The 24,959-nt window shown below is 63.6% G+C and carries 24 protein-coding genes; 5 read left to right on the forward strand and 19 right to left on the reverse strand.

All coding sequences use genetic code 11. The annotated features are described in order from the left end of the window. Positions 1–2 precede the first annotated feature (2 nt). From E2K99_RS26255 to E2K99_RS26045, 3 genes are all read left to right on the forward strand, one after another. Positions 3–548, forward strand: a complete 546-nt coding sequence (locus E2K99_RS26255) for a hemagglutinin repeat-containing protein (RefSeq protein WP_240733852.1) — start codon at positions 3–5, stop codon at positions 546–548. Then, a complete protein-coding gene (locus tag E2K99_RS26195; protein WP_406851113.1) occupies positions 545–748 on the forward strand; it encodes a DUF6985 domain-containing protein in 204 nt (67 codons plus the stop codon). The genes E2K99_RS26255 and E2K99_RS26195 overlap by 4 nt, the downstream gene beginning before the upstream one ends. Positions 749–1,236: 488 nt before the next feature. Next, a complete protein-coding gene (locus E2K99_RS26045; protein WP_276321817.1) occupies positions 1,237–1,368 on the forward strand; it encodes a hypothetical protein in 132 nt (43 codons plus the stop codon). A gap of 124 nt (positions 1,369–1,492) precedes the next feature. Here the strand turns inward: E2K99_RS26045 and E2K99_RS04700 are convergent, their stop codons facing one another. The 12 genes from E2K99_RS04700 to deoC all read right to left on the reverse strand — a co-directional run bounded on the left by E2K99_RS04700 (position 1,493) and on the right by deoC (position 15,198). After that, positions 1,493–3,049, reverse strand: a complete 1,557-nt coding sequence (locus tag E2K99_RS04700) for an EAL domain-containing protein (RefSeq protein ID WP_240733853.1) — start codon at positions 3,047–3,049, stop codon at positions 1,493–1,495. A gap of 212 nt (positions 3,050–3,261) precedes the next feature. Continuing rightward, complete coding sequence (locus E2K99_RS04705; protein WP_134137231.1) at positions 3,262–3,969, reverse strand: anti-sigma factor; 708 nt, start codon at positions 3,967–3,969, stop codon at positions 3,262–3,264. Continuing rightward, a complete protein-coding gene (locus E2K99_RS04710; protein WP_134221498.1) occupies positions 3,966–4,514 on the reverse strand; it encodes a sigma-70 family RNA polymerase sigma factor in 549 nt (182 codons plus the stop codon). Before E2K99_RS04710 ends, E2K99_RS04705 begins: the two co-directional genes overlap by 4 nt. A 94-nt stretch (positions 4,515–4,608) precedes the next feature. After that, a complete protein-coding gene (locus tag E2K99_RS04715; RefSeq protein WP_039789139.1) occupies positions 4,609–5,169 on the reverse strand; it encodes a DUF3455 domain-containing protein in 561 nt (186 codons plus the stop codon). A 178-nt stretch (positions 5,170–5,347) separates the two neighbouring features. Continuing rightward, a complete protein-coding gene (locus E2K99_RS04720; RefSeq protein ID WP_039789138.1) occupies positions 5,348–6,400 on the reverse strand; it encodes an ABC transporter permease in 1,053 nt (350 codons plus the stop codon). 9 nt (positions 6,401–6,409) lie between these two features. Continuing rightward, positions 6,410–7,972, reverse strand: coding sequence for a sugar ABC transporter ATP-binding protein (locus tag E2K99_RS04725; protein WP_205703754.1), 1,563 nt, complete (start codon positions 7,970–7,972; stop codon positions 6,410–6,412). Positions 7,973–8,062: 90 nt separating this feature from the next. After that, a complete protein-coding gene (locus E2K99_RS04730; RefSeq protein WP_034331985.1) occupies positions 8,063–9,070 on the reverse strand; it encodes a substrate-binding domain-containing protein in 1,008 nt (335 codons plus the stop codon). 50 nt (positions 9,071–9,120) lie between these two features. Continuing rightward, positions 9,121–10,128: an ABC transporter permease gene (locus E2K99_RS04735; protein WP_134221499.1), complete on the reverse strand. Its 1,008-nt coding sequence runs from the start codon at positions 10,126–10,128 to the stop codon at positions 9,121–9,123. Positions 10,129–10,153: 25 nt separating this feature from the next. Further along, positions 10,154–11,116 carry a ribokinase gene (rbsK, locus tag E2K99_RS04740; RefSeq protein ID WP_134221500.1) on the reverse strand — a complete coding sequence of 321 codons (963 nt, stop codon included), beginning with the start codon at positions 11,114–11,116 and terminating at the stop codon, positions 10,154–10,156. Positions 11,117–11,118: 2 nt separating this feature from the next. Further along, complete coding sequence (locus E2K99_RS04745; protein WP_039789135.1) at positions 11,119–11,571, reverse strand: RbsD/FucU family protein; 453 nt, start codon at positions 11,569–11,571, stop codon at positions 11,119–11,121. 190 nt (positions 11,572–11,761) lie between these two features. After that, positions 11,762–14,143, reverse strand: a complete 2,382-nt coding sequence (locus E2K99_RS04750) for an aldehyde dehydrogenase family protein (protein WP_134221501.1) — start codon at positions 14,141–14,143, stop codon at positions 11,762–11,764. A 23-nt stretch (positions 14,144–14,166) separates the two neighbouring features. Beyond that, positions 14,167–15,198: a deoxyribose-phosphate aldolase gene (gene deoC, locus E2K99_RS04755; RefSeq protein ID WP_134221502.1), complete on the reverse strand. Its 1,032-nt coding sequence runs from the start codon at positions 15,196–15,198 to the stop codon at positions 14,167–14,169. 245 nt (positions 15,199–15,443) lie between these two features. On the opposite strand from deoC, the gene E2K99_RS04760 reads away from it, so the two are divergent. After that, the gene (locus E2K99_RS04760) at positions 15,444–16,265 is read left to right on the forward strand and encodes a DeoR/GlpR family DNA-binding transcription regulator (protein ID WP_034336049.1); all 822 of its coding nucleotides are present in this window, start codon (positions 15,444–15,446) and stop codon (positions 16,263–16,265) included. Positions 16,266–16,295: 30 nt separating this feature from the next. Here E2K99_RS04760 and map read toward each other — a convergent pair whose 3' ends face one another. Beyond that, on the reverse strand, positions 16,296–17,093 hold the full coding sequence (gene map / locus E2K99_RS04765; protein WP_034336051.1) for a type I methionyl aminopeptidase: 798 nt from the start codon (positions 17,091–17,093) through the stop codon (positions 16,296–16,298). A 234-nt stretch (positions 17,094–17,327) separates the two neighbouring features. On the opposite strand from map, the gene E2K99_RS04770 reads away from it, so the two are divergent. Further along, the gene (locus tag E2K99_RS04770; protein ID WP_134221503.1) at positions 17,328–18,239 is read left to right on the forward strand and encodes a LysR substrate-binding domain-containing protein; all 912 of its coding nucleotides are present in this window, start codon (positions 17,328–17,330) and stop codon (positions 18,237–18,239) included. Position 18,240: 1 nt separating this feature from the next. Here the strand turns inward: E2K99_RS04770 and E2K99_RS04775 are convergent, their stop codons facing one another. The 6 genes from E2K99_RS04775 to E2K99_RS04800 all read right to left on the reverse strand — a co-directional run bounded on the left by E2K99_RS04775 (position 18,241) and on the right by E2K99_RS04800 (position 24,920). Continuing rightward, positions 18,241–19,524, reverse strand: a complete 1,284-nt coding sequence (locus E2K99_RS04775; protein ID WP_134221504.1) for a glycosyltransferase — start codon at positions 19,522–19,524, stop codon at positions 18,241–18,243. A 77-nt stretch (positions 19,525–19,601) separates the two neighbouring features. Continuing rightward, on the reverse strand, positions 19,602–20,774 hold the full coding sequence (locus tag E2K99_RS04780; RefSeq protein ID WP_134221505.1) for an MFS transporter: 1,173 nt from the start codon (positions 20,772–20,774) through the stop codon (positions 19,602–19,604). Positions 20,775–20,873: 99 nt separating this feature from the next. Then, positions 20,874–21,749, reverse strand: a complete 876-nt coding sequence (locus E2K99_RS04785; RefSeq protein WP_134221506.1) for a nucleotidyl transferase AbiEii/AbiGii toxin family protein — start codon at positions 21,747–21,749, stop codon at positions 20,874–20,876. Beyond that, positions 21,737–22,825: a type IV toxin-antitoxin system AbiEi family antitoxin gene (locus tag E2K99_RS04790; protein WP_134221507.1), complete on the reverse strand. Its 1,089-nt coding sequence runs from the start codon at positions 22,823–22,825 to the stop codon at positions 21,737–21,739. Before E2K99_RS04790 ends, E2K99_RS04785 begins: the two co-directional genes overlap by 13 nt. A gap of 219 nt (positions 22,826–23,044) precedes the next feature. Beyond that, a complete protein-coding gene (dgoD, locus tag E2K99_RS04795; protein ID WP_134221508.1) occupies positions 23,045–24,193 on the reverse strand; it encodes a galactonate dehydratase in 1,149 nt (382 codons plus the stop codon). 88 nt (positions 24,194–24,281) lie between these two features. After that, on the reverse strand, positions 24,282–24,920 hold the full coding sequence (locus E2K99_RS04800; protein ID WP_039789118.1) for a 2-dehydro-3-deoxy-6-phosphogalactonate aldolase: 639 nt from the start codon (positions 24,918–24,920) through the stop codon (positions 24,282–24,284). Positions 24,921–24,959 lie beyond the last annotated feature (39 nt).

Raw genomic sequence — 24,959 nt, forward strand, 5'->3', positions numbered from 1 at the left:
AGGTGAATACGCACGTCGATGCCGCCAACAAGCTCACCATCGAATCCGGCACCGATACGACGATCAAGGGCGCTGTGGTCAGCGGCAAGCAGGTCGTGATGAATGTGGGCACCAGCGGCAACGGCAATCTGAACATCGAGAGTCTGCAAGACACCAGCACCTACAAGAGCAAGCAGCAAAGTGCAGGCGTGAGCGTCAGCGTCGGCGCGGGCAAGATGAGCGGCAGCCTCAATGCCGCGCGCAGCAGCGTGGACGGCAACTACGCCAGCGTGAATGAGCAATCGGGGATCAAGGCCGGGGATGGTGGTTTCCAGATCAAGGTGGCGGGCAATACCGATCTGAAGGGTGCGAAGATTGCCAGCACGGACAGGGCTGCGGCTGAGGGCAAGAATAGCCTTACGACTGAGACCTTGACGCAATCGGATATCCAGAACCGTAGTGACTACAAGGCCGAGAGTCAGAGCGTTGGCATCGGGACCGGCTTTGATGGCTCGAAGCTCGCGATGAACGGTATCGCTCTATTGTCGGCGCGGAACTTTGTGACATGAGATGTCCAAAGATCGAGAATTCTTTGCAGCTAAAATCTCTGATAAAGCCAACGGAGATCGTGATTCAGCAATCGTTCGGTACGGGAGATAGAGTGGTCGGTGTGCTTTTTCAATGCACTTGGGAGCCGGAACTTGGCCTCGCCGTTAAGTTTGTTAATGAAGAGGTTGAAGAAGTCGGAACGCAAGATATTGTCCTGTAAATCGCATTCAATAAATTGCCGTCAATACGAATTTGCTACCGAGAGGGAGCTTCGCGAATACGGACTAGTTTAAGTCGCGAGGATTTTATAGATATGAGGTGCTGGAAGTTGCTATAAGCAACCGACGCAGGTCAAAGCTTCGAGAAAATAAGGAAATAAATGTCGATGGCCGTAACAACTTATTTACACTTTATCCAGCTCAGTTTTGGGTCTTAGAGCTTTGTCATCGCGCGCTAGGATATGGGCCTGAGAAAGTCATCGCGAGGCTTGAAGGAGTTTGCCCATTGGTTACTCCCGTGCTGGATGGCGTGTACGTTGTTCTGAATGATGATCCTCGAATGACTTATGACGAGTACGTGGAAATGAACAACACGATCAAGTCGATGTTGGGTTTGATCTAGTATTTGCCGTTGTGTGAAAACTATATAAATAGTTTTATCGAGTCAGTTCAGGATGCTGTTTCAATTGATTGTGTATCGGAGCAATACGTGCGTTTGACAGGTTTTCTGGTGATTGTCTTTATCCTGGCTTGGTTGTTGTGGAAGCCCAAGCCGGGCGGTGGCTTCGGTTTTCTGGGCAATGTGATTGTCGACGTCGTTGGAGATTTTCTGTTCCGCTGACATGCAGGCGCAGACACTGGCGGCTTCACCGGTAAAAAACTATCCCCCGATTTTCAAAAAACGCGTCGTGCTCATCGTCGATGTCTGGAAAGACGGCCACAGCCCTTGAGTGCAAGCATCGCGTTCACGCCGCCAGGCCGAACTCCTCCAGCGTATAAGGCTGCCGCTGCTGCAGCACCTCGCTCAATTCCATCGCCTTGCTGAACAGCCAGCCCTGCGCATGAATCTGCGGTGCGATGCTGCGTATGAGCTGCAATTGCTCTTCCGTCTCGATGCCCTCGATGACCACCTTCAGCTCCAGCTCGGTGGCCAGGCGCAGCAGGTTGGGGACCACCGAGCGCAGCGGTGAACCGGTGCTCAAGGCACTGGTGAAAAGCCGGTCGATCTTGATGCCGTCGAACTGCGCATAGGACAGATGCGACAGATTGGCACTGCCGGTACCGAAGTCATCGATCCAGATCGCAAAGCCCGCCTGGCGCAACAGCTCGATGTTCTGTGTGAAAGTGGCCGAACGGATGTCGGCACGCTCGGTGACTTCCAGATGCAATTGCGGACGCAGGCCAGGCGTAGTCGCCGTCAGTTCGAGCGCGAATTCGATGAAGTCCGCATCCTCGATGTCGGCCACCTCGGTATTGACCGCCAGCACCAGCATCGGATCGGCCTGCAGCAGATCCTGCATCTCGCGCAGCGCACGCGCCAGTACCACCTTCGCGAGCGCCGTGCTGAGCCGGTTCTGCGCCGCCAGCGGGACGAAGATGTCCGGGCCGATCTCGGGTTCATCCGCCGGGCGCCAGCGCGCCAGCGCTTCGTATCCCTTCAGGCTCAGGTCGCGCACGCAGACGATGGGCTGGTACAGCAGCACGATCTCGTCATTGGCGATGCCCTCGCGCAGCTTCTCCACCACACCCTGATTGCGGCGCAGGCGCAGATGCATCAGGTAGGCCAGCGCACCCAGCAGGAAACTGCCCGCCAGCAGCGCCACAAAACTCAAGGGCTGGGCCAGCGCAAACCAGTGCAGGCGCGCGCTCGCCTGGGCGCACAGGGCCATGTCGCGGCTGCATTCGGTGATGTCGATGCCGGGCAGCAGGTCCATCGCGCCGGCCGGGTTGTAGCGCAGGCCGTCGCGCTCGGCATAGGTGTGCGTGCCGTTGCCGTTGGTGATGCGCAGCGATACATCCTGATAGAAACGATTGAGATCGAAGGTTGAGGGCGAGGCGATGGCCAGGCTGCGGTTCAGGGCCACCAGGTTGGTCTGGTAATGCGTCTGCAGCACTTCCTGATGGCTCCACACGCTGAAGCCGCCGCGCGCATGATAGTGCGGTTCAGGCAGGCGGGTGAGCTTGTCCAGTTTGCCCCACAGCGCCGTACAACGCACCACGCCCTGCTCGATGCGGCCCAGGTCGGCCACATAGCTGTTGGCATAGGTGATGTTGCGCAGGATGGTGAGGTCGCCCTCCGAGCACATCTCGAAGGGACTCGCTTCGGCCCGGCGCAGCGCATCGGCGGTGGCGCGTCCGGCGTCTTCCGCACGCTGCAAGGCCTGCATCGACGAGGCGTCGATGTGGCGGATCTCCGAAATGGTCAGCGCGAGCTGCGCCAGAAAGACGCCTCCGACCATGCTGGTGCAGGCCCAGAGGAGAATTTTCCAGGAGGAAACGCGCCGGAAGACTTTGCGATTCATTGCTGAGACAGTAATTATTTCGCGCAAGCTTAATTTAAAACCGCGTCTCCTTATTCGGTTTTTTTCGTTGGCGATTGTTTTGCATCGTGTTTTGCGACGATTTCCCAGCGCGCGGTACAAACGCGCATCGCAACTGATGCGCGCCATCCACGAATCTCGCCAGTCCTCGCTGCCACGCGGATTGGCTCACGCCATGCGCCATCGCGCCGGTCTCAGGAAGTGACCTTGACCGCGCGGCCGATGTAGAGGATGGGGCCGGTCGGACGGCCCGTGGGCGAGCCGGTACCCGGCTCCAGGGTGATCTCGAAGAGCTGGTCCGGCTGCAGCGGTGGCAGTTTGTCCAACGGGACTTCCTGGGTCTTGCCAGGCTTGACGATGCCCAGCGAGACCGGGCCGTTCCAGTTGGCCCCCTTGGTCCAGAATTGCAGCGCCTTCTCCTGCGGCACGGTGGCCACGCCCAGAGGGATCAGGTTGAGGCGGCCGCTGCCACCGGTCTGTACCACCCAGCCGGGGGCCTTGTCCTGCGGCGCCACCAGTACCACCATGTAGGCCGGCGCACGCGTCGGCGGCTCGGCACGCAGCATGAGCACGGCCAGCAGCACCGAGCAGGCCAGCGCCGCGCCGGTGCTCCAGCGCCAGAATTGCACGCTCTCCCACCATGCATGCCAGCCGCCACGCTGACGTACCGGGGCCGGCATGGGCAGGCTGCGCTCGATGCGCTGCCACAGGCTGGCCGAGGGCTGCACCGGCTCGGCCAGTGCGGTCAGCGGATGCAGCTTGGTTTCCCATTCATCGACGGCGGCACGCAGTGCGCCGTCCGTGGCCAGGCGCTGCTCCACCGCCTGGCGTTGTGCGTGCGGCAGCGTGCCCAGCACGTACTGGGCCGCCAGCCATTGCAGTTCATCGTGTGATGCATTCATCCGATACACTCCCGCAGCGCGGCCAGGCCGCGCTTGATCCATGCCTTCACCGATCCCAGCGGCGCTTGCAGGCGCTCGGCGATTTCGCCATGGGTGCAGCCATCGACATAGGCGTAGACGATGCTGGCGCGTTTGGCATCGCTCAACTGGCCCAGGCACTCGTCCAGCCGGCCGAGGTCGGCTTGCCACTCGGGTGCATCCACGGCGGGCTCGGCGCGGTCGGCCAGTTCTTCCAGGTCATCACCGGCGGAGACTTCGTGCTGCATGGCGCGGATGCGATTGAGTGCCGTATGGCGTACTACCGTGTAGATCCACCCGCGTGCCGCTCCGCGCTCCGGGTCGAAGCTGGCGGCGCGGTTCCACAGATTGAGGAAGGCGTCATGCAGGACGTCCTCGGCCAGTGCGCGATCACGCACGATGCGCAAGGCCACCCCCAGCAGAGTGCGGCCCTCGTGTTCGTAAAGCGCCTGCAATGCACGGCGCTCGCCGCGCGCGCAGGCCAGCAGGGCGGCTTCATGATCGAAGGAGGCGGGGACGTCAGTCACGCGAAATCAGGCTCCGGTCGCAGGTTGCCCGGCCGGAACGTCCGGCCGGGGTGACCTGGATTATAGCGAGGTTATGGCGTGGATTACGCTCGCATCAGGAAGCCTTCCAGAAGATATAGTCGGCCTGATAGCCCACCTTCTGCTTGGCACCCGCCGAACCCATGTCGCAGCGATCAGCCGGTGCCACGCCACCCTTGGTGGCGACGCGCTGGATATAGGTCGTCTGCGTCATCGCACCCATGCCGGTAGCCGGATTGGCCTTGACCAGCTGATGCGGGATATTGCCGGTGCCAGCCGGGGCCACCGCGACCTGCGCACCGGTCACCTTGGAACCGTCGCTGCTCTCCCAGGTGGCCGGCGGGCCGTAGTAACGGCCGACCTGCATGCCGCTGCGATCCTTGAGCACGGCATCGGGGCCGACGAAGGTCCATTCGAACTGGCCGGGCATGTCCTTCTTGGCGCGGCATTCATAGAGGATCTCACCCACGCCCACGGTCTGCAGGACCACCTTGTTGCCGGCCGGGACCTTGACGGCGTCCGGCAGGCTGTCCTGCGAATACATGGTCGACATGGGCGCGCAGGCCGCCAGCGTGAGGGCCGCGGCCAGGGGCAGGGCGATACGGAGGGAACGGGTAGACAGGATGGCAGTTTGCATGATGGGCTCCTTGTTTCTTGAAATGGATGGTTGTCTCGTGCAGCCCGCCGCCGCATGCGCGACAACGGGGCTGACATGAGGTACTACCCGCGAGGAGCCGATCTGGATGCAGTGATTTGAAAATATTTTTTAAAAAAAGATGGGCGGGAGAATTGGTGAGTATTTTTAACGGGAAATTCTACTTCTCCCGCCGCAGCGCGAACACCGCTCCCGCCAGCACGATGAAGCCGCCAATGATGGCTTTCTGCCAGGTACTGGGCACGCCGGCCAGGATCAGCACGTTGTTGATCAGGGTCACCAGCAGCACGCCCAGCAGCGTACCCACCACACTGCCATGGCCGCCCGTGATGCGCGCACCGCCCAGGACCACCGCGGCGATCACATCCAGCTCGCTGCCCACCAGGTCGAAGGGATTGGCCAGGCGTGTGCTGGAGACGTGCACGATGCCCGCCAGTCCTGACAGGAAACCGGCATAGCCGAACACGAACAGATGCACCGAACGCAATTTGTAGCCCAGCCGTTCGGCGATGGCCAGGCTGCCGCCCACGGCGTAGACGGCGCGCCCCATCAGGGTCTTGTTGAGCAGCCACCAGGTCAGCGCACTGGCCAGCACCAGCACCAGCACGGTGGCGGGCAGCACGGCGTGCAGGCCGCTGGCCGTGTCATGCCGCGCCAGGGCCAGCTTGCCGAACTGATCCATGGCATGCGGCACGTTCATGAAGAACACGGTCCCGACGAAGGTCAGCAGGATGCCGCGATAGAGATACTGGGTACCGATGGTGACGATCAGCGAGGGCGCCTTGAGCCAGTCCACCAGCAGCCCGTTGAGCACACCCAGCGCGGTGCCGCCGGCCGCACCGGCCAGCAGGATGACGGCGATGTGCGTCTCCGGGAAATACGTCATCACGACCTTGGTGATGGAATACATGGTGAGCGCCGCGATGGCCGCGAAGGAGACGTCGATGCCACCGGCGGCCAGCACGATCATCACGCCCAGCGCAAACAGGCCCAGCGTGGTGCAGGCGCGCACGATGTCGAACAGCACCGCCAGCTGAAAGAAGGCGGGATTGATCAGGGCCACCGTCACCACCACCAGCAGGATCAGGACGAAGGTGAACAGCGAAGGGTTTTTCTTGAGCAGCGCACCCAGGCTGGCTGCCGCACTGCGCGGGGGCAGGGCGGGACTGGTGTCGGTGTGGGCGTTCTGGCGGGTCAAAGTGCTTGCATCCATGCTCGGTTCTCAATGTTCGTGGCTTTGTTCGGAGACCAGGTCGTGCGCGAGGTCGCTCTCGGACAAGCCCTCCACCTCGAAGCGGCGCACGATGCGTCCGCGCTTCATCAGCAGCAGGTTGTCGCAGTTCTGCAGCAGCTCGGGCAGGTCGTCGCTGATCAGGATGACGCCCATGCCCTGTTTTGCCAGGTCCTGGATGATGCGGTAGATGATGTCCTTGGAACCCACATCCACGCCCACCGTCGGCCCGTGCAGGATCAGCACGCGCGGATTGATGGCCAGCCAGCGGCCGATCAGCACGCGCTGCTGGTTGCCGCCGGAGAGCGACTGCACCGGACGATCCACGTCCGGGGTGGCGATCTGCAATTGCCTGACCGTGTCCACCGAGAAGCGCTGGCAGGCCGCCGCATCGAGTGCACCGAACTTGCCGCGCATCTTGCGCAGGATGGTGGTGATGATGTTGTCGCGAATCGATTTGTCGAGGAACAGGCCTTCGCTGATGCGATCCTCGGGTACGTAGCCGATGCCATGCGTGATCGCATCGCCGGGCGCGCGCAGCGACAGGTGCTGTCCGTCCAGCACGATCTGTCCGCCATGCGCCGGTTCGACCCCGGCCAGCGCCAAGGCCAGTTCATTGCGGCCCGAATCAAGCAGGCCGGTGATGCCCAGGATCTCGCCTTCATGCAACGTGAAGCTGACATCCTCAAAGGCGGCGCGGCGCGTGAGGGCCGTGACTTCCAGGCGGGTCTTCTGCAATTGGGCGTCGACGCGATAGCGCTCCTCGCTCAACTGTTTGCCGGTCATCAGCTGGCCCAGCTGGGCCTTGGTGAAGGTCTGGATCGGTCCTTGCGCGACTTTTTCTCCATCGCGGAAAACGATGGCCTGGCCGCCGATGGCAAAGCATTCATCGAGCTTGTGGCTCACGAACAGCACCGCCACGCCATTGGCGCGCAGGCCGTTGATGACCTTGACCAGCGCATCGACTTCCTTCTGGGTGAGCGAGGTAGTCGGTTCATCCATGATCACCATGCGCGCACTGGTGGCAATCGCGCGGGCGATGGCGATCAACTGGCGGGTGGCGATGGGCAGCTCGTCCACGCGCGTATCGAGAAACGCCGCCGTGGCCGGCAGATTGACCGCGCGCAGGGCGCGCGCCGCCGTGTCGTTGAGGGCGCCGCGATCGAACAGGCGTGCCAGCCGCCCCTGATGGCGCACCAGCTGGGCGCTCAGGGCAACGTTCTCGGCCACGCTCATGTTGGGCAGCAGCGAGAGATCCTGATACACCGTCTCGATGCCCAGCGACAGCGAGGCCAGCGGCGTGAGTTCGGCCACGCGTTCGCCCTGGATGAAGATTTCTCCTTCGCTGGGCGGCTGGGCCCCGGCGATGATCTTGATCATGGTGCTCTTGCCGCAGCCGTTCTCGCCCAGCAGGTGATAGATCTCGCCGGCGTGGATGGTGAGATCGATGCCGCGCAGGGCATGCACCCCGGCAAAGCGCTTGTGGATACCCTGCAGCCGCAGGAATTCCTGGGCAGGCGCGCCGTCGGGGCGGGAAGTGTCTTGAGTGCTCATAGTCCAACGCGATGACGAAGGACATCCGCCGTGGCCGGGATGATGATGCGGGCGCGCGGCGGATGTCCGGTGGGTCTGATCAGGCCGCGATCAGAACGCGTACTGCTTGTAGTTCTTCTTGTCCACTTCGACCCAGGCCTGGCCGGTGACGATCACGCCCACGCCCGGACCCTTCTTGACGCTGACCTTGTTGTAGCCGGGAATGCCCAGGTCCATGCCGTCGGTGATTTTCTTGCCCTGCACCAGCATCATGGCGGCCTTGTTCATGGCCAGGCCGGCATCCTTCGGATCCCAGAAGGCGATGCCACCCACGGCACCCGACTCCAGGAACTTGGCCGCTTCGCTCGGCAGGCCGGTGCCATAGACACAGACCTTGCCCTGCAGGCCGGCTTCTTCCACGGCGCGGCCGATACCCAGCACGTCGAGCGACGACGAACCCTGGAAGCCCTTGATGTCAGGATGCTTGCGCAGGATTTCCTTGGCCTTGGCGTAGGCCTTCTCGGCATCGTTGGCCGATTCGTTCTTGGCATCCACCAGGGTCATCTTGGGATACTTCTTGGCGGCATTGGAGGCGCCGCCATCAGCCCACTGCACCTGCGACTGGCTGCCCAGCGAACCGACCAGCGACGACCACTTGCCGGTCTCGCCCATGCAGGCGGCCAGGCGGTCATTCAGGCGTGCGCCATAGGCGGTGTTGTCGAAGGCTTCGATATCGACCAGGGTGTTCTTCTGGTTGTCGGCTTCATGGGTGACCACCTTGATGCCGCGATCCAGGGCGCGCTTCAAGACCGGCTCCAGGGTCGGTGGATCCATCGACACCACGGCGATGGCATCGACCTTCTTGGCCACCAGGTCTTCCACCAGGCGTTGCTGCTGGGCTGCATCCGATTGGGCCGGGCCGATCTGGCGCGTGGTCACGCCGGGATTGGCGGCAGCGAATTCCTTGACGCCCACTTCCATGCGGTTGAACCAGCTGATGCCGGTGATCTTGACCACGGTGACGATATCGATGGGTTTGTTCTGCGCCTGCAGCGCGCTGGCAAAGCCGATGGCTGCCAGAGCCGAACCCAGTACGCAAGCCGATTTCTTGTTCATCATGTCTCCAGTTTCCCCACTATGTGGATGGATCTTGACAGGCGGGGTGCTGTTCAAGACTTGCGCAATTGCGCCTTTGAATTCGGGAAAAAATCACGCCAGCTGACCCGCGCCGAGGCCAGGAAGCACAGCAGCAGCAAGCCCCAGGCGCAGTCGCGGAAGAAGTTGGAAATCTCCAGCAGGTTGAAGGTCGAGGACAGCAGCTGCAGCGCCAGCGCCGAGAAGAACAGGCAGACCATGCGCCCGTAGCCGCCTTGCGGACGGATGCCGGCCATCACCGCGATCAGGATGGCGATGAGCAGGTAGGAGTTGCCATAGTCGGCCTTCACGCTGGCAGTGCGTGCGGCGATGATGACGCCGGCCACCGAAGCCAGCACGCCGCTCAAGGTGTAGGTGGCAAAGCGCAGGCGATTCTGCGAGATGCCCGCGTAACGTGCTGCGCGCGCATTGGTGCCCAGCAGGTAGAGCTTGATGCCGAACAGGCTGTAGCGCATCAGCCAGCCCACGCCCAGCAGCAGCGCGACGAAGATGATGAAGGGGATGGGCACGCCCAGCACCGATTCATTGCCGATGGCCGAGATCGGATCGACCACGCTGATGCGCAGGCTGGAGCCATTGGTCAGCACCACGGCCAGTCCGGTGAAGATCATCTGCGTGCCCAGCGTGCAGAGAATCGGCGTCAGATTGCCGCGCGAAATCAGCCAGCCGTTGAGTGCACCGCCCACCAGTCCGGTGACCAGTGCCACCGCGATGAAGCCCAGCGTGTAGGTCCACGGTGCCGCATCGGGCGCGGCCACCAGCAGCGGCATGGTGGCTGCGGCCACGACGCCGGCCAGATTGGCCAGGCCGATGCCGGAAAGATCGATGCCGCCATTGCCCGAGATCATCGCCAGCGCCACGCCGATGGCCAGCAGGCCCAGTTCAGGCAGCTGGCTGGCCATGGACTGGAAGTTGTAGAGGTCCAGGAAGTCGCCGCGCGAGAACACGGTGGCCACCAGCAGGATGGCCAGGTTGATGACCAGCAGGAACAGCAGTTGCGGGTCGGAGATCTTCAGTTTCATGGTCGGTTCACCTTGCGGGGGAATGTCATTGCGCCTGCGCCAGCGCACCGGCGTTGGCCTGCAGCAGAGCCAGCGCTTCCTGGCGGCTGGGCATGGACGGGGCGGTGCCGGGGCGGGTGACCGAAATGGCCGCCACCGCCGTGGCCAGCCGCGCGGCCTGTTCTGCGCTCATGCCTTCGGCCAGTCCGGCGGCGAAGGCGCCGTTGAAGGCGTCGCCCGCACCGGCGGTCTCCACCACGGTGCCTGCGCACAGGGCCGGCAGATGCAGCGATTGCGAGCGGCTGTGCAGCAAGGCACCCTGCGCGCCCAGCGTGATGAGGGCGCAGCCCACGCCGCGTTCCAGCAGCACGTCGGCAGCGCGGCGGGCATCGTCGACGGTGTGGATTTCGATACCGGTCAGCAGGGCCGCTTCATGCTCATTGGGGGTGATGAAATCGCACAGGCCATAGATCTGCGGCGGGAAGTCCAGTGCCGGGGCCGGGTTGAAGACGGTGGTGGTGCCTGCCGCCCGGGCGATCTGCAGGCCGGTGAGCGCAGCCTCGGGCGGCTGCTCCAGCTGGGTGACGAAGACACTCGCCGCTTCGATGGCCTGGTGTTCGCGTTCCACATCCTGGGTGGACAGTTGCGAGGCGGCACCTGGTACCACGATGATGGCATTGTCGCCGCTGGCATCGTTGACGTAGATGAAGGCCGCCCCGGTGGGAGCATCCTCGATCACGCGCACGTGCGGGGCGATGGTTTCCTGACGCCACAGCGAAAGCGCGATGTCCCCGAAGGAATCCTTGCCGATGGCCGAGATGAAGCGCACCGGCGCACCGACGCGCGCAGCGGCCACGGCCTGGTTGGAGCCCTTGCCGCCGGGCCCCATGGCGAAGCCGGTGCCGGCGATGGTCTGGCCCAGGCCGGGCATGCCCGGTGCGCGGAAAGCGAGGTCGGCCACGTAGATGCCCAGCACGGCCACGCCGGTCTTGTGCGAGAGGGAAGTCATGCTCACGCCTCCGGTGGCAACACACCTTTTTTGAGCAGGAAGCAGCCGTAGAAGCGGCGCTCGCCGGTGGCGATCACGCAATACGCTTTCTTGGCCGCTTCGTAGAAGGCGAAGCGCTCGATGGACCCGAGCGGACGTTCGCGGCCTTCAGCCTGGTTGACTTCCTGTTGCAGTTCCTGCTGTACCGGCGGGATGGTGGCGGGTTCGCCCATGATCTCCATGCGCCGCACCGGCTGCTCCACGGCATTGTCCAGCGGCAGCACCGAGAGGATGGCGCGCGCAGCTTCGGTGGTGCCCACGCCATCGATGCGCAGCACCTTGCCCAGCACCGTCTGGCGGGCCACCGAGTCGGCCGGGAAATTGGCGTCGCACAAGACCAGTTCGTCACCGTGTCCCATCGCGCGCAAGGCGTAGAGCACATCGGCGTTCAATAAAGGATGCAGATTTTTAAGCATGTCGTCTCCTGTGGATTTTATAAGTATGCTTATAGAATAAATCTAAATCTTGTTGCTTGGGAGTCCTTGTTCAGCTTGATTGTTCACCGTAAAAAACTAATATTTCAAGATTTCATTTCTTTCGGTTTATTAGTCAGCATATCGTCAGGACTTCGTCAGGAAAACCGTATTGCGCTGAAGCACAAGGTTTTCATTCGCCATAAGGAATCCAGATGTTCTTGACGTGCGTGGCCTGGCGCAGATATTCGCTGCCTTCAGCTTGCGCAGCATCGTGCCAGTCGGTGACCTCGCCGTGATCCACGAAGCAGCGCTTGAGATTGCCGACGGACAGCCGCTCGGCCGTCGCCGAGAACTCGGCCGGTCCACGTACCCACAGGGCATCGACCTCGTCATGCTCGGCCAGTACGGTGAGCAGTTCGGCGCTCTTGCCGGTGACGATGTTGATGACACCGCCGGGCAGGTCCGAAGTATCGAGTACCTGATAGAGGTCGGTCGCGACAAGCGCTGCCTGCTGGCTCGGCACGGCCACCACGCGATTGCCCATGGCGATCAAGGGCGCCACCAGGCTGATGAAGGACAGCAGCGGCTGTTCTTCCGGACAGACCACGCCGACCACGCCGATGGCTTCCGGCATGGCCAGGGCCACGCCACGCAGGGGGGGCTGGTGCACGGCGCCGTCGTACTTGTCGGCCCAGGCGCCATAGCTGAAGAGGCGCTTGATCGCGGCGTCCACTTCGGCCCGCGCGGCCTCGGCGGAGACCCCGGTGGTGAGGGCAATGCGGCGCGCGAATTCATCGGCGCGCGCTGACAGATTTTCCGCGATGTAATACAGCCCCTGGGCGCGGCGATGGGCAGTCGCGCTGCTCCAGCCACCGGCCTTGACGGCAGCGGCGACAGCATTGCGGATATCCTTGCGGTTGCCCAGGCCCACGTCTTCCAGACGTTCTCCACTGGCCGCGTGGTAAGCCATGGAGACTTCGCCATCCGGACGGACCTGCTTGCCGCCGATGTAGAGCTTGGCGGTGCGGTCGACCAGGCCGCCTTGCAGCGGAGAGTCCTTGCGCGTGCCGGCCGGCGTGGCCGATGCAGTATTGCGTTGCGCGCGGTTCAGGCGATGGCGCGGTTTGAGGTATTCGTAGCAGCCTTCGCGTCCTCCTTCGCGGCCATAGCCGGATTCGCGCACGCCACCAAAACCGACGGCCGCATCAAACTGGTTGGTGCTGTTGATCCACACCACGCCCGCTTTCAGCTGCGGGGCCACGCCCAGGGCCAGGCCGATGGTCTCGCTCCAGACGCTGGCGGCCAGTCCGTAACGGCTGTTGTTGGCCAGTTGCACGGCTTCGTCGGGCGTGCGGAAACTCATCGCCACCAGCACCGGGCCAAAGATTTCCTCGGTGGCCACGGTGGCAGCGGGATGCACGCCGGTCAGCAACGTGGGCGGATAGAAGCAGCCGCCGGGCGGCACATCGAGCGCCACCTGATGGCACTGCGCACCTTCACGCACACCCTGCTCGACCAGGCGGCGCACGCGTTCGAGCTGCACCGGGGAGATCAGCGCGCCCATGTCGCTGCACTTGTCCAGCGGTGCGCCGACCTTGAGTTTTTCCATGCGCTTTTTGAGCCGCGCGATGAAGAGATCGTGAATGCCTTCCTGCACCAGCAACCTGCTACCGGCACAGCAGACCTGCCCTTGGTTGAACCAGATCGCATCGACCACGCCTTCAATGGCGGCATCGATATCGGCATCATCGAAGACGATGAAGGGCGACTTGCCGCCCAGCTCCAGCGTCAGCGACTTGCCGCTGCCGGCGGTCTGTGCGCGGATCAGGCGGCCCACTTCGGTGGAGCCGGTGAAGGCGATTTTCTGGATGCCGGGATGCGCGACGATGGCCGCGCCCGTGCTGCCATCGCCGGTGACGATGTTGAGCACGCCCGCTGGCAGCCCGGCCTGCTGTGCCAGTTCGGCAAAGAGCAGGGCCGTCAGCGAGGTGTCTTCGGCGGGTTTCAGGACCACCGTATTGCCCAGCGCCAGCGCCGGGGCGATCTTCCAGGCCAGCATCAGCAGCGGGAAATTCCACGGCACGATCTGGCCGACCACGCCCACCGGAACATGATCCGGGAATTCGCTTTCCTGCAGTTGCGCCCAGCCGGCGTAGTGATAGAAGTGGCGTGCCACCAGCGGCACGTCCACATCGCGCGATTCGCGCAGCGGCTTGCCGTTGTCCATGGTCTCCAGCACCGCCAGCAGGCGGGCGTGGCGTTGCACCGCGCGCGCCAGCGCATACAGGTGACGCGCACGGCCATGGCCGCCCAGCGCCTGCCAGCCGGCCAGCGCGGCCTGGGCGGCGTTGACGGCGGCATCCACATCCGCCGCCGAGCCTTGGGTGAGGTGCGCCAGCCGCTTGCCGCTGGCCGGATCCAGATCTTCCAGCTGGCCGCCGGGCTGGGTGAAACGTCCCGCGATGAAGTGGCCGAACGAGGCCTCGTGGCTGGCCAGCCAGGCGCGGGCATCCTTGTCACTCTCGGGGGCGGGGCCGTAATCCATGGTGTCGAAATAGGTGGAAACGCTCATTGTGCTTGTCCGTGCAGGGTGGCTTAGCCGATGGCATGCCGGTTGAAGGCGGAGTAACGGCCGGTGACGTGGTGTTCCAGCTGGCGTTCGATATCGGCCAGCAGGCTGGAGGCTCCCACGCGGAACAGATCGGGTTGCAGCCAGTCGTCACCCAGTTCTTCCTTCATCAGCACCTGGTATTCGAGGACGTCCTTGGCCGTGGCGACTCCCCCTGCGGGCTTGTAGCCGACCTGGATGCCGGTCATCTCCTGATACTGGCGGATCATGCGCAGCATCACCAGCGAGACCAGCGGGGTGGCGTTGACGCTCTCCTTGCCGGTGGAGGTCTTGATGAAATCAGCGCCCGCCATCATGCAGACCATCGAGGCCTTGGCGACGTTGCGCAGGGTCTTCAATTCGCCGGTCGCAAGGATGGCCTTGACGTGGGCGTCGCCACAGGCCTGGCGGAAGTCGCGCATCTCGCGGTAGAGCGCTTCCCAGTTGCCGGTGAGCACGTGTTCGCGAGTAATGACGATGTCGATTTCGGCGGCACCATCGCGCACCGAGGCTTCGATTTCCTTGAGCTTCAATGCGTGCGGATTGAGACCTGCCGGAAATCCCGTCGACACCGCCGCCACCGGAATATGCTTTCCTTCCAGCGCTTCCACCGCCGTCTTCACGAAGCGGTGATAGACGCACACCGCGCCCGTGGTCAGCCCGCGTGCCTGCATGCCCAGCGCCTCCAGCAGATCGGCGCGCACCGGATTGGCGGCCTTGGCGCACAGGCGGCGCACGCGTTGCGGGGTATCGTCGCCGGACAGCGTGGTGAGATCGATGCAGGTGATGGCCTTGAGCAGCCAGGCGGCCTGCGCATCCTTCTTGACCGAGCGGCGGCCCTTCAAGGTGGCGACGCGCTTTTCGGCGGCGCTCAGGTTGATGCGCAAGTGTTCGAAGGCGGCAGCGTCATAGGGCTGCACGCTGTTGCGCGGATGGCCGGCGGGCGCGCTATCCTCGCGCACGATGTCGGCCTCGCCCTGCGCACGGCGCAGGGAAGGGGTCTTGCTGGTCATGTTCATGGCTGCGTAACTTTTAGTTAATTACCGTAGGCTGGTGCCGACGGGCAGGTCTCTTCCATGTGCTGCTTGCGCTGGGTCAGGCTTGGCTCTTGCATGCATCGACGCCGTCCGCCGGCCTCGCTACAATGTGGCCCAACGCGCTAAATGTTTTGCAAATAACATTTAATGGCTGTAACGTTACATCCATAACTTTTAAGGCGCAACCTTTTTTTATCTGCAACATTTCCCGATCAGGAAAACGCCTCATGGCATCGATGACCCCGACGTCGACCGGAAAGCCGGTCCCTCAACCCACGCTGGGCGAACGCGCGCGCGCCCAGCGCCTGTCGCGCATGCAGGACATGATCCGCGAGCAGGGCCCGACGCCGCTGGCGCGCATTGCCGAAGTGCTGGGAGTGACGGTGATGACGGTGCGGCGCGACCTGGCCGCCGACGATTCACCGCTGATCTGCCTCGGCGGCCACGTGCTGGAAAGCAGCCCCGGTGCTGGCGAGAACCGCTATTCGATCGACCGCGAAGCCGACCAGCACGCCCAGCGCAAGCGCCTGGCCTGCCAGCGCGCGGCGCAGCGGGTGCAGGAGGGGGACAGCATTTTCATCGACTGCGGCACCACCATGACGCATCTGGCGGAGGCTTTGCCGGTTGATATCGGCCTGAGCGTGATTTGTTATTCCCTGAACATTGCCAACATCGTCAGCCAGCGTCCCAATACGCAGGTGATCCTGCTGGGCGGGCTGTATCACCCGTCATCGGCCTCGTTTGCGTCCGAAGAGGGCGTGGCCTATCTCAAGCGGCTGGGGGTGAACAAGGCCTTTCTGTCGGCGGGCGGGGTGGATGCGCGGCGCGGCGTGAGCTGTTCCAACTTCCACGAAGTGCCGATCAAGCAGGCGGCCATCGCCAGCGCGGCGGAGTGCTACGTGGTGATCGACCAGAGCAAGCTGGGCCGTTTTCGTCCGGCCTTCTACAGCACGCTGGAAGTGTTTTCGGGGATCGTGGTGGGCGGGACGCCGGAACAGGATCAGCTGGACCTGTTCTCGGACTTTCCCATCGAGGTGGTGGCGGGCTGAGACCCGCCACCGGATTGATGCGCAGGCAGGTCAGTTGCGGGTGGCGATGGAGGGATAGTCGCCGCAGCCTTCCGGCCAGGGCGTGAGGATTTCATAGCCCTTGGCGGTGACCACCACCATGTGTTCCCACTGGGCCGACAGCGAGCCGTCAGCGGTCAGCACGGTCCAGCCGTCGTCGAGCTGGCGCGTGTGGCGCTTGCCGGCGTTGAGCATCGGTTCGATGGTGAAGATCATGCCTTCCTTGAGCGGCAGGCCGCTGTTGCGCTGGCCGTAGTGCAGCACCTGCGGTTCGTCGTGGTAGATGGTGCCGATGCCGTGGCCGCAATATTCACGCACCACCGAGAAGCCGTCGCGCTGGGCCACGGTCTGGATCGCGTGGCCGACATCGCCCAGGGTCGCGCCCGGGCGCACTGCGCGGATGCCCGCGCACATGGCCTCGTAGGTGGTGTTGACCAGCTTGCGCGCGGTGGCGTTGGGGGAGCCGACGAAGTACATGCGGCTGCAGTCGCCGTACCAGCCATCCTTGATGACGGCGACGTCGATGTTGATGATGTCGCCATCCTTGAGTACCTGGCCGCCGGGGATGCCGTGGCAGATCACGTCGTTGACGGAACTGCAGATGGTCTTGGGGAAGCCGTGGTAGCCGATGTTGGCCGGGGTGGCCTGTTGCACCTTGACGATGTGGTCATGGCAGATGCGGTCCAGTTCGTCGGTGGTGACACCGGCCTTGACGTGCTCGGCCACGATATGCAGCACTTCGGCCGCCAGTTGCCCGGCCACGCGGGCCTGGGCGATTTCTGCGGCGTTGCGCAGCTTCACTTTTCTCATGCTTGTCTGTTCGGTGGGTGCCGCGCGGTGCGCAGCGGTCGTTCGGGCGACTATTTTAGCCGGGCTGGAAGACGGCTGCCGCATCGGCATCCGGGAATGGCGATTTTTCGAGGAGCGGCGCAGACTTTTTTCCACAGCCGTGCTGGCGCGGACTTGTCAGTAGAATCGATGCAGACGGCATGATTCATTCATGGCATCGATCAATCCAACAGCATCACCAACCAACACGAACCCATGGAACTGAGGCAACTGCGCCAATTCATCGCGCTGGCAGAAGAAAAAAGTTTTACCCGGGCGGCCACGCGCTGCCATGTGGTGCAATCGGCGCTGTCGTCCTCGATCCGCCTGCTGGAAGAAGAACTGGCGGCAGCGCTATTCGTGCGCACCACGCGCCGGGTGGAGCTGACGGCGGCTGGCGAGGCTTTCCTGGAGAGTGCCCGCCGTTCACTGGCGGCGCTGGAACAGGGGGCCACCAACGTGGCCGACGTCAATGCGATGCGGCGCGGCCGGCTGTCCATCGGCACGGTGCAGAGCCTGCCCTCCTTCGTCGATCTGCCGGCGCTGCTGGCGCGTTTCCACCGTCGCCATCCGGCGGTGGAGGTGCGGCTGTGCCAGGGCGCGGCAGGCGAACTGAACGAAAAGATCGATGCCCGCCAGCTGGACCTGGCCATCCTGCCCATCGAGGAGAGCGGGGAGGGTCTGCAGCAACACATCATCGCCTGCGACGAACTGGTGCTGGCCTGCCATCCCAGCCATCGGCTGTCCAAGGCGCGTTCGGTGACACTGGAACAACTGGCCGGCGAGGGCTTCGTCGATTTCGAAACCGGGCTGGGTACGCGTGCATTGGTGGATCGCGGCTTTGCGGAAGCAGGCTTGCGGCGTCGCGTGGCCTTCGAGGTCAGTGATCTGGTGACCTTGCTTGACCTGGTTGGGCATGGACTGGGAGTGGCGCTGTTGCCGCGCGATCTGGTGCATGCACGGCGTGGCAAGCTGGCCAGCGTCAAGCTGCGCGGGGTGGAGCTGTGCTGGGAGCTGGTGGTCACGCACAAGGCCGCCGCCCGCAATGGCGTGCTGGTGCTGGATGCGGCGCCTGCGGCGTTTCTGGAGTTGTTGATGGAGCAGGCGCAGGCCCGGGAACAAAGCTGAATCAGCGCCCCGGCAGCAGCGCCTGTTCCGCCAGCTCAGCCCATCCTTCCGGATGTTCGCTGGCCTGCATCGAGCGGGCAATGGCGTGGCAGCGTTGCGCCACGTCAGGCGCTGCCAGCAGACGCGCCAGCGCTGCTTGCAGGCGTGATGCGGAAAGGCGTTTGGCCGGAATGATCTCGCCCACCCCCAGCCGTCTGACCCGACAGGCATTGTCGAACTGATCGTAGGCAAACGGCACCACCAGCTGCGGTACGCCCGCCCGCAAGGCAGCGGCGGTGGTGCCGATACCGCCGTGATGGACGATGGCGGCCACCTCCGGCAGCAGCGCATCGAAGCTCACATAGGACTGCCACAGCACGCCCTCGGGCAAGACCGCCGGCAGTTGTTCGCGATGCCGGGTCACCAGGAGCGCGCGGCGGCCCAGGGCCTGTGCAGTCCGTACAGCGCTGGCGAAGAACTGCGCGGCATGCTGGTGGCCGGAGCCTGGCGTAAAGACGATGGGTGCCGGACCAGCGTCGAGAAACTGCCGCAGGGCCGGTGTCCAGTCCGATGGCGAAGGCGGTGAAGGTGGCGGAAATTGTCCGCTCAGGAAAGGCTGCGGCCAATCCGGCTGGACCGCGCCGAACCAGTCCGGGAACAATCCCAGCGATGCATCCGGTGCCTGCATCACGTGCGCAAAGAAATGCGCCACCGGCGGCAATCCCAGCCTGGCCCGCACGGCATTGAGCGCGGGCAGGGCGGGCGGATCGATCATCCAGCGGTGTGCCAGTGACCACAGGGTCTTGCGCCAGGGCAGCGGCAGCCAGCCGGGGACGGGCAGCGATCCCATGGCCAGCAGGTCATGGCTGCTGCACAGGTTGGAGGGGGCGAGATAGGTGGCGACGATGCGCAGTCCGGGGCGCAGGCTGCGCGCAATGTCAGCCGCCGGGACCAGCAAGGGATGGCTGAGGATGACGCACTCTTCCTCGGCAGGCAATTGAGCCACCAGCTGGTGCAGGCAATCGATGTAGGGCGCGGCGGCCCGGCAGATCACCTGCCAGCCCCGGCGCTCATCCCACAGGTCCGGATTGGCCAGCACGGCCTGGAATTCTTCCACGCTGCCAAGGGGATGGCAGGACAGTCCCGCTTGCTCGAACAAGGCCGCATGAAAACGCGGCACCACCATCAGTACCCGATGTCCCCGCGCTTGCAGGCCGAGACCGAGCGAGAGGAAGGGCAGCATGTCGCCGGTGGTGCCGGTGGTGGCGAGGATCAGCAGGGGAGCAGGGCGGGCAGGCGCTGGCATGGGTGGTTTGGGGGCGAAATGAAGAAGGCTTCAGGGGTGCGCGCCACTGTAGCCGATTTCGCTTGCCCTCGCCGTCGTCAGATGAAGCGTTTGACCGCCCGTGGCCCGAACAGCGCCACCACCATCATCACCAGCGTTACCCCCACGAAGCTCACCCGCAGCCTCAGGTGCTCGGCCACGCCCCCGATGCACACCGGCCCCAGCAGCATGCCGACGTAGGCGAAGCGCGCCACGGCGGCGATGCTCTCGGCAGCCGGCATGCCCGGTACGCGCGCAGCAGCCAGGAAGAAGATCGGCATCAGGTTGGCGATGCCCAGCCCGGCCAGCAGCAGGCCGGCCATGGTCGCCAGCGGTGTCGGCAAGGCTGCCGCCAGCGCGATGCCGGCAGCCCCCGCCACCCCGCTCCAGAGCAGCGTACGCAGGCCGCCGATGCGTGCACGGATGCGGTCGCCCGTCAGTCGCCCGGCCGCCATGCCGGTAGAAAACGCGGCGTAGCTGTAGCTGACCCAGGCGGCGGGCGACTGGGCGATGTCGCGCATGTACACGGCGGCCCAGTCATACATGCCGCCTTCGCACATGAGTGCCAGGAAGGAGATCACGCCCAGCACCAGGACCATGCGCCGGGCGGATTTGTCAGCACCGGGCGTGCTCGCGGTTTCATCATGGACATCGTCGGGCAAGGCGAAGGGACCGATGGACAAGGCCACCGACAACGTCACCGCCGCCACCAGCGCGGCATGCGCCAGGGGCGACAGGCCGGGCAGGGCACCCAGCGCCGAGCCGGCGATGCCGCCGATGCTGAACATGGCATGCAGGGTCGACATGATGGGCCGGCTGCGGCCGCCTTCCACCAGCGCGGCCTGGACCGACATGGCCACGTCGAAGGCGGCCATGGCGCTGCCGAACACCAGCAGCAGCGCCACCAGCATCCAGAACTGCGGGGCCAGCGGGATCAGCAGCAGCGTGGCCGCGTAGAGCATTCCGGCCTGGCGCAGGGCGCGCGCGCTGCCCACGCGCGCGATCCACTTGCCGGACTGGCCCATGGTCAGCAGGGCACCGCCGGCCACCGCCAGCATGGCCAGCGACAGCACCGCATCCGACAGGGCGAAGCGATCCTTCACCGAGGGAATCAGGATGCCCCAGGTGGCAAAGGTGGCCCCGTTGACGAAGAACTGCGCCATGGTGGCACGGGTGGCGTTGCGGATGCGGTGCGGGTGGAAAGCGGGTGCGGATGAGCTGCCTGAATGCATGGAGAGGTCTGGCGAAAGTCAAAGATCGTCACTTTGCCAGTTTTTGATTCATTCGTTAAATGGATTATTCAGATCAGCTTGATCGATTCCACAGATGAATCACGCTGGCCCTCTGATGCCGAGCGCCCTCAGCCAAGCATCGATCTGGCCATAGGCATCTTGTTGCCATTGCTCAGGTGTGCGTTGGCCGAGGACCTGCGATTGCTCGACGAAGCGACGCACACAGGTAGGTCCGAAACCGTCGACGCTGTCGAATTTGCGGTCAATGAAACCGTAACCGCTTGCTGCGCCGGGATGATGCAACAGGGCGCGGCATTCTTCGGCAAGCACATCCGCACCACCCGGATAGTTGCGGATGCAGTAGTAGATATCGTAGGCATCCTTCTGCTTGTAGCGCCCTTCGATGGCGTGCCCTTTCATGGCCAGCAAGGCGGGGATCGAGCACACGGCGATCTCGACCCGATTGGTGCCGCCGGTCGGCATGGGGCCGCTGATGGCGACCCATTGATAGAAACGCAGGGCGAGATCGGCACCATCGGCGCGCTGCACGGCGAAGTCGCTGATGAGCGGCGGGACGTTCTTGACGATCTCCGCATCGCGCGGCATGAGGAAGTCGACAATGATGTCGATGGGCGCGCCTTCGTCTTCGGTGGGAACTTGCCGCAGCAACTGGAAGCGGCGCAGGTCCCGGCGCTGCTGATATCCGTGTTCCTGCAAGGCTTCTACCAGTGTTGCGTATTCACCGTCACCCAGCGCTTCGGCATCAAGGCTGAGGTCAACGTCCACCGTGCCCACGTGCGGCATGTCGTCATTGCCCAGCAGCAGCCACGGAACCGCACCGCCGACGATGGCGAATTTGCCTTTGAAACTCCCGAGGATCTGACCGATTTCGATCAGGACTTTTTTGACTGCAGTACTTGTACGATCATCGTAATCAGTGGCGGATTGCGGTTCGCCGGGCGTCAGCTTTTCCATGTGAGCAATGTCTTTCTGAGATGGTCTGCGGCCTCCCGTCCGCGTTCGCCTGCGTGGTACAGGTCTAGATAGGTTTGAATGGGACTGGTGCAGACCGCGCCGGGCGCGGGTTCCTGCGTGTCACGAAGAAGATCGGCGTCGTCAAGCAGGTTCACCATGACGTTCTCGCCTTTGGCCGCAGAGGACAGCTTCAGGGCGGACTGCAGTGATTCCAACCCGGCTTCCGTTGCCTGGAAATAATGGGTTCCGGTCCTGGCGTAGGGGGCCAGCCATTGCGCCGCCGAGAACGATGAAAATGCGGCTGCGGGGAGTTCGTCCTCCCGGTGACGGCGCATGGCGTGCCGTGCCGCCTGTTCAAAGGCGCTTCCGTGCAGGGGCGTGTAGAAAGCCAGACGCTCACCGGGCGGTGGCGCATAGGCATCCTGCCATTCATCCAGCAAGGCATCCGGTTCTGACAGCACCAGGCCGCCCTCCGCCACCTGGGCCCATTCGCGCTCCAGCAGAGCCGTGCGCACATTGCTGACGTGGCCGAGGCTGACCGCTGCTGCCTGAGCCAATTCCATGACGCGCCAGGCGCGCTGCGGGTCGCGCAGCAACACCCGCAACACTTGCGCTGATTTCGGTTTGAACAAGGAGCGCAGTGCCCGTCGGTCGGCAACGGGTTTGCTAGCCACCTGCCGTTCGATGAAGATGCCGTCGAAGACCAGGCGGGCATTGCCTTCCAGATCCAGGAAACCGGCTTCATGTTCACGGCACAGCGCTTGGGCATCGGGAGACAGGTAAGGGGCGATCAGGACGGGCGTGGCGTCCTTTGCGTGGTGCGACATGTAATCGCGCAGGGTCAGCAAGGCATGGCGCACATGGCGCGGTTGCCCGGAGGAATTGGCTTCGCACACCAATGCATGGCGTTTGCCTGCGACCTTGATCCGCGCCGTGAAATCGACGCCTGAATCCGCCATGGCGGTCTCGTGCTCGATGTCCAGCAACTTGAGCGCAGGCACCTGCAGCAGCAACGAGCGCAGGGCATGGGCTGCTTGGGTCTCAAAGGATTTCATTGAATGGCGTGTTTTCAGCATATGATGAAATTAGCACTTTCGATGAAATTGTCAACCCATGTTTTCAGTAAAGCGGTATGTTTCAACATATGTTGAAATATGCGTTATTGGTGAAATATGCGCCGCTAATGTTCAGGCAGGATTATTGTTTGGCATCTCGGTAAACGCAAAAAAAAACCCGGCCAGCTTGCGCCGGACCGGGTTGAGGGACTACCGAGGAGGAAGTTTCGGCTTATCGCTTTACCATTCGGCAAAGCTGCCATCCTTGTGGCGCCAGATCGGGTTGCGCCAGCGGTGGCCGACTTCGGCGCGCTGACGGACATACTCTTCATTGATCTCGACGCCCAGGCCAGGGCCTTGCGGGATCTTGACGTAGCCGTCTTCATACGCGAACACGTTCTTGTCGCGGATGTAGTCCAGCAGGTCATTGCTTTCGTTGTAGTGAATGCCCAGGCTCTGCTCCTGGATGAAGGCGTTGTAGCTGCCGGCATCGACCTGCAGGCAGGAGGCCAGCGCGATCGGGCCCAGCGGGCAGTGCAGCGCCAGCGCCACGTCGTAGGCTTCGGCCATCATGGCGATCTTGCGGGTCTCGGTGATGCCGCCGGCGTGCGAGACGTCCGGCTGGATGATGTCCACATAGCCCTCGGAGAGGATGCGCTTGAAATCCCAGCGCGAATACAGGCGCTCGCCCAGGGCGATCGGGGTCGAGGTCAGGTGGGCGATTTCCTTCAGGGCTTCCGAATTTTCCGACAGCACCGGCTCTTCAATGAACATCAGCTTGTACGGCTCCAGTTCCTTGATCAGGACCTTGGCCATGGGCTTGTGCACGCGGCCATGGAAGTCCACGCCGATGCCCACGTTCGGGCCCACGGCTTCGCGCACGGCTTGCACGTTGGCCAGGGTCAGTTCAATCTTGTCGTGGCTGTCGATGAATTGCAGTTCTTCGGTGCCGTTCATCTTCACGGCAGTAAAGCCACGGGCCACGGCATTCTTGGCCGCCGCTGCAGTATCGGCCGGACGGTCGCCGCCGATCCAGGAATAGACGCGAATCGAGTCGCGCACCGCGCCACCGAGCAGCTGGTGCACCGGCACGCCCAGGGCCTTGCCCTTGATGTCCCACAGGGCCTGGTCGATACCGGCCAGGGCGCTCATGTGGATGGCACCACCGCGATAGAAGCCGCCGCGATAGAGCACGGTCCAGTGGTCTTCGATGTTGCGCGGGTCCTTGCCGACCAGGTAGTCGGCCAGCTCGTCCACGGCTGCCGCGACGCTGTGCGCGCGGCCTTCCACGATGGGCTCACCCCAGCCGACGATGCCTTCGTCAGTCTCGATCTTGAGGAAGCACCAGCGCGGGGGCACGATGAAGGTGGAGATCTTGGTGATTTTCATTGTTCGGTCCGGTTATGCGTTTAATCTGTTCTGTAGATGAATGATCGCTATGCGATCGGTGACAACGATGAATCTGGTGTGCGGGAAATCAGCCCAGCGCCTTCCAGGCCGCCACGAAGGCCTCTGCACGCTGGCGCACTGCGTCGGCGGACAGGCCCGGCGTGTAGAGCGCCGATCCGAGGCCGAAGCCGGAGGCACCGGCCGCACGGAACACCGCCATGCCCTCGGGCGTGATGCCACCGACCGGCAGCAGCGCGATGTCGCGGGCGATCACGGCACGCCAGGCCTTGACCACCTGGGGACCCAGCTGTTCGGCCGGGAACATCTTGAGTACGTCAGCGCCGTTGTCCAGCGCCGCAAAGGCTTCGGTCACGGTGGCCACGCCCGGTGCGCTGTAGAGGCCGGCATCGCGCGCGGCACGAATCACGGCGCCATCGCTGTGCGGCATGACGATCAGCTCGCCGCCGGCATTCTTGACGTCTTGCACCAGCGCGGGCTTCAGGACCGTACCGGCACCGACGATGCAGTCCGCCGGCAGGCTCTTGCGCAGGATGCTGATGCTGGCCAGCGGTTCGGGCGAATTCAGCGGGACTTCGATGATGCGAAAGCCGCTCTCGTAGAGGGCCGCGCCGATGGCTTCGGCTTCCTCATTGCGCACGCCGCGCAGGATGGCAATCATGCCGGTGCTGCGCAGGGCGTCGTGGAATCGTTGGGAATGGGTGCTCATGGTCTTTTGTCCGGGTGCGTCGTAGGTGGTGCAGTAAAG

Origin of the sequence: Herbaspirillum huttiense (assembly GCF_004367745.1) — a bacterium.
GTDB lineage: Bacteria > Pseudomonadota > Gammaproteobacteria > Burkholderiales > Burkholderiaceae_D > Herbaspirillum > Herbaspirillum huttiense.

What these genes read in the sequence shown, in the direction of transcription:
- E2K99_RS04745 (WP_039789135.1), bottom strand. Translation starts at nt 11,571, where the DNA reads ATGCTTAAAAATCTGCATCCTTTATTGAACGCCGATGTGCTCTACGCC.
- E2K99_RS04775 (WP_134221504.1), bottom strand. Translation starts at nt 19,524, where the DNA reads ATGCCAGCGCCTGCCCGCCCTGCTCCCCTGCTGATCCTCGCCACCACC.
- deoC (WP_134221502.1), bottom strand. Translation starts at nt 15,198, where the DNA reads ATGAACATGACCAGCAAGACCCCTTCCCTGCGCCGTGCGCAGGGCGAG.
- E2K99_RS04800 (WP_039789118.1), bottom strand. Translation starts at nt 24,920, where the DNA reads ATGAGCACCCATTCCCAACGATTCCACGACGCCCTGCGCAGCACCGGC.
- rbsK (WP_134221500.1), bottom strand. Translation starts at nt 11,116, where the DNA reads ATGACTTCCCTCTCGCACAAGACCGGCGTGGCCGTGCTGGGCATCTAC.
- E2K99_RS04785 (WP_134221506.1), bottom strand. Translation starts at nt 21,749, where the DNA reads ATGGAAAAGCTGACGCCCGGCGAACCGCAATCCGCCACTGATTACGAT.
- E2K99_RS04780 (WP_134221505.1), bottom strand. Translation starts at nt 20,774, where the DNA reads ATGCATTCAGGCAGCTCATCCGCACCCGCTTTCCACCCGCACCGCATC.
- E2K99_RS04770 (WP_134221503.1), top strand. Translation starts at nt 17,328, where the DNA reads ATGGAACTGAGGCAACTGCGCCAATTCATCGCGCTGGCAGAAGAAAAA.
- E2K99_RS04725 (WP_205703754.1), bottom strand. Translation starts at nt 7,972, where the DNA reads ATGAGCACTCAAGACACTTCCCGCCCCGACGGCGCGCCTGCCCAGGAA.
- E2K99_RS04705 (WP_134137231.1), bottom strand. Translation starts at nt 3,969, where the DNA reads ATGAATGCATCACACGATGAACTGCAATGGCTGGCGGCCCAGTACGTG.
- E2K99_RS04720 (WP_039789138.1), bottom strand. Translation starts at nt 6,400, where the DNA reads ATGGATGCAAGCACTTTGACCCGCCAGAACGCCCACACCGACACCAGT.
- E2K99_RS26195 (WP_406851113.1), top strand. Translation starts at nt 545, where the DNA reads ATGAGATGTCCAAAGATCGAGAATTCTTTGCAGCTAAAATCTCTGATA.
- E2K99_RS04790 (WP_134221507.1), bottom strand. Translation starts at nt 22,825, where the DNA reads ATGCTGAAAACACGCCATTCAATGAAATCCTTTGAGACCCAAGCAGCC.
- E2K99_RS04700 (WP_240733853.1), bottom strand. Translation starts at nt 3,049, where the DNA reads ATGAATCGCAAAGTCTTCCGGCGCGTTTCCTCCTGGAAAATTCTCCTC.
- map (WP_034336051.1), bottom strand. Translation starts at nt 17,093, where the DNA reads ATGAGAAAAGTGAAGCTGCGCAACGCCGCAGAAATCGCCCAGGCCCGC.
- E2K99_RS04750 (WP_134221501.1), bottom strand. Translation starts at nt 14,143, where the DNA reads ATGAGCGTTTCCACCTATTTCGACACCATGGATTACGGCCCCGCCCCC.
- E2K99_RS04730 (WP_034331985.1), bottom strand. Translation starts at nt 9,070, where the DNA reads ATGATGAACAAGAAATCGGCTTGCGTACTGGGTTCGGCTCTGGCAGCC.
- dgoD (WP_134221508.1), bottom strand. Translation starts at nt 24,193, where the DNA reads ATGAAAATCACCAAGATCTCCACCTTCATCGTGCCCCCGCGCTGGTGC.
- E2K99_RS04735 (WP_134221499.1), bottom strand. Translation starts at nt 10,128, where the DNA reads ATGAAACTGAAGATCTCCGACCCGCAACTGCTGTTCCTGCTGGTCATC.
- E2K99_RS04760 (WP_034336049.1), top strand. Translation starts at nt 15,444, where the DNA reads ATGGCATCGATGACCCCGACGTCGACCGGAAAGCCGGTCCCTCAACCC.
- E2K99_RS04715 (WP_039789139.1), bottom strand. Translation starts at nt 5,169, where the DNA reads ATGCAAACTGCCATCCTGTCTACCCGTTCCCTCCGTATCGCCCTGCCC.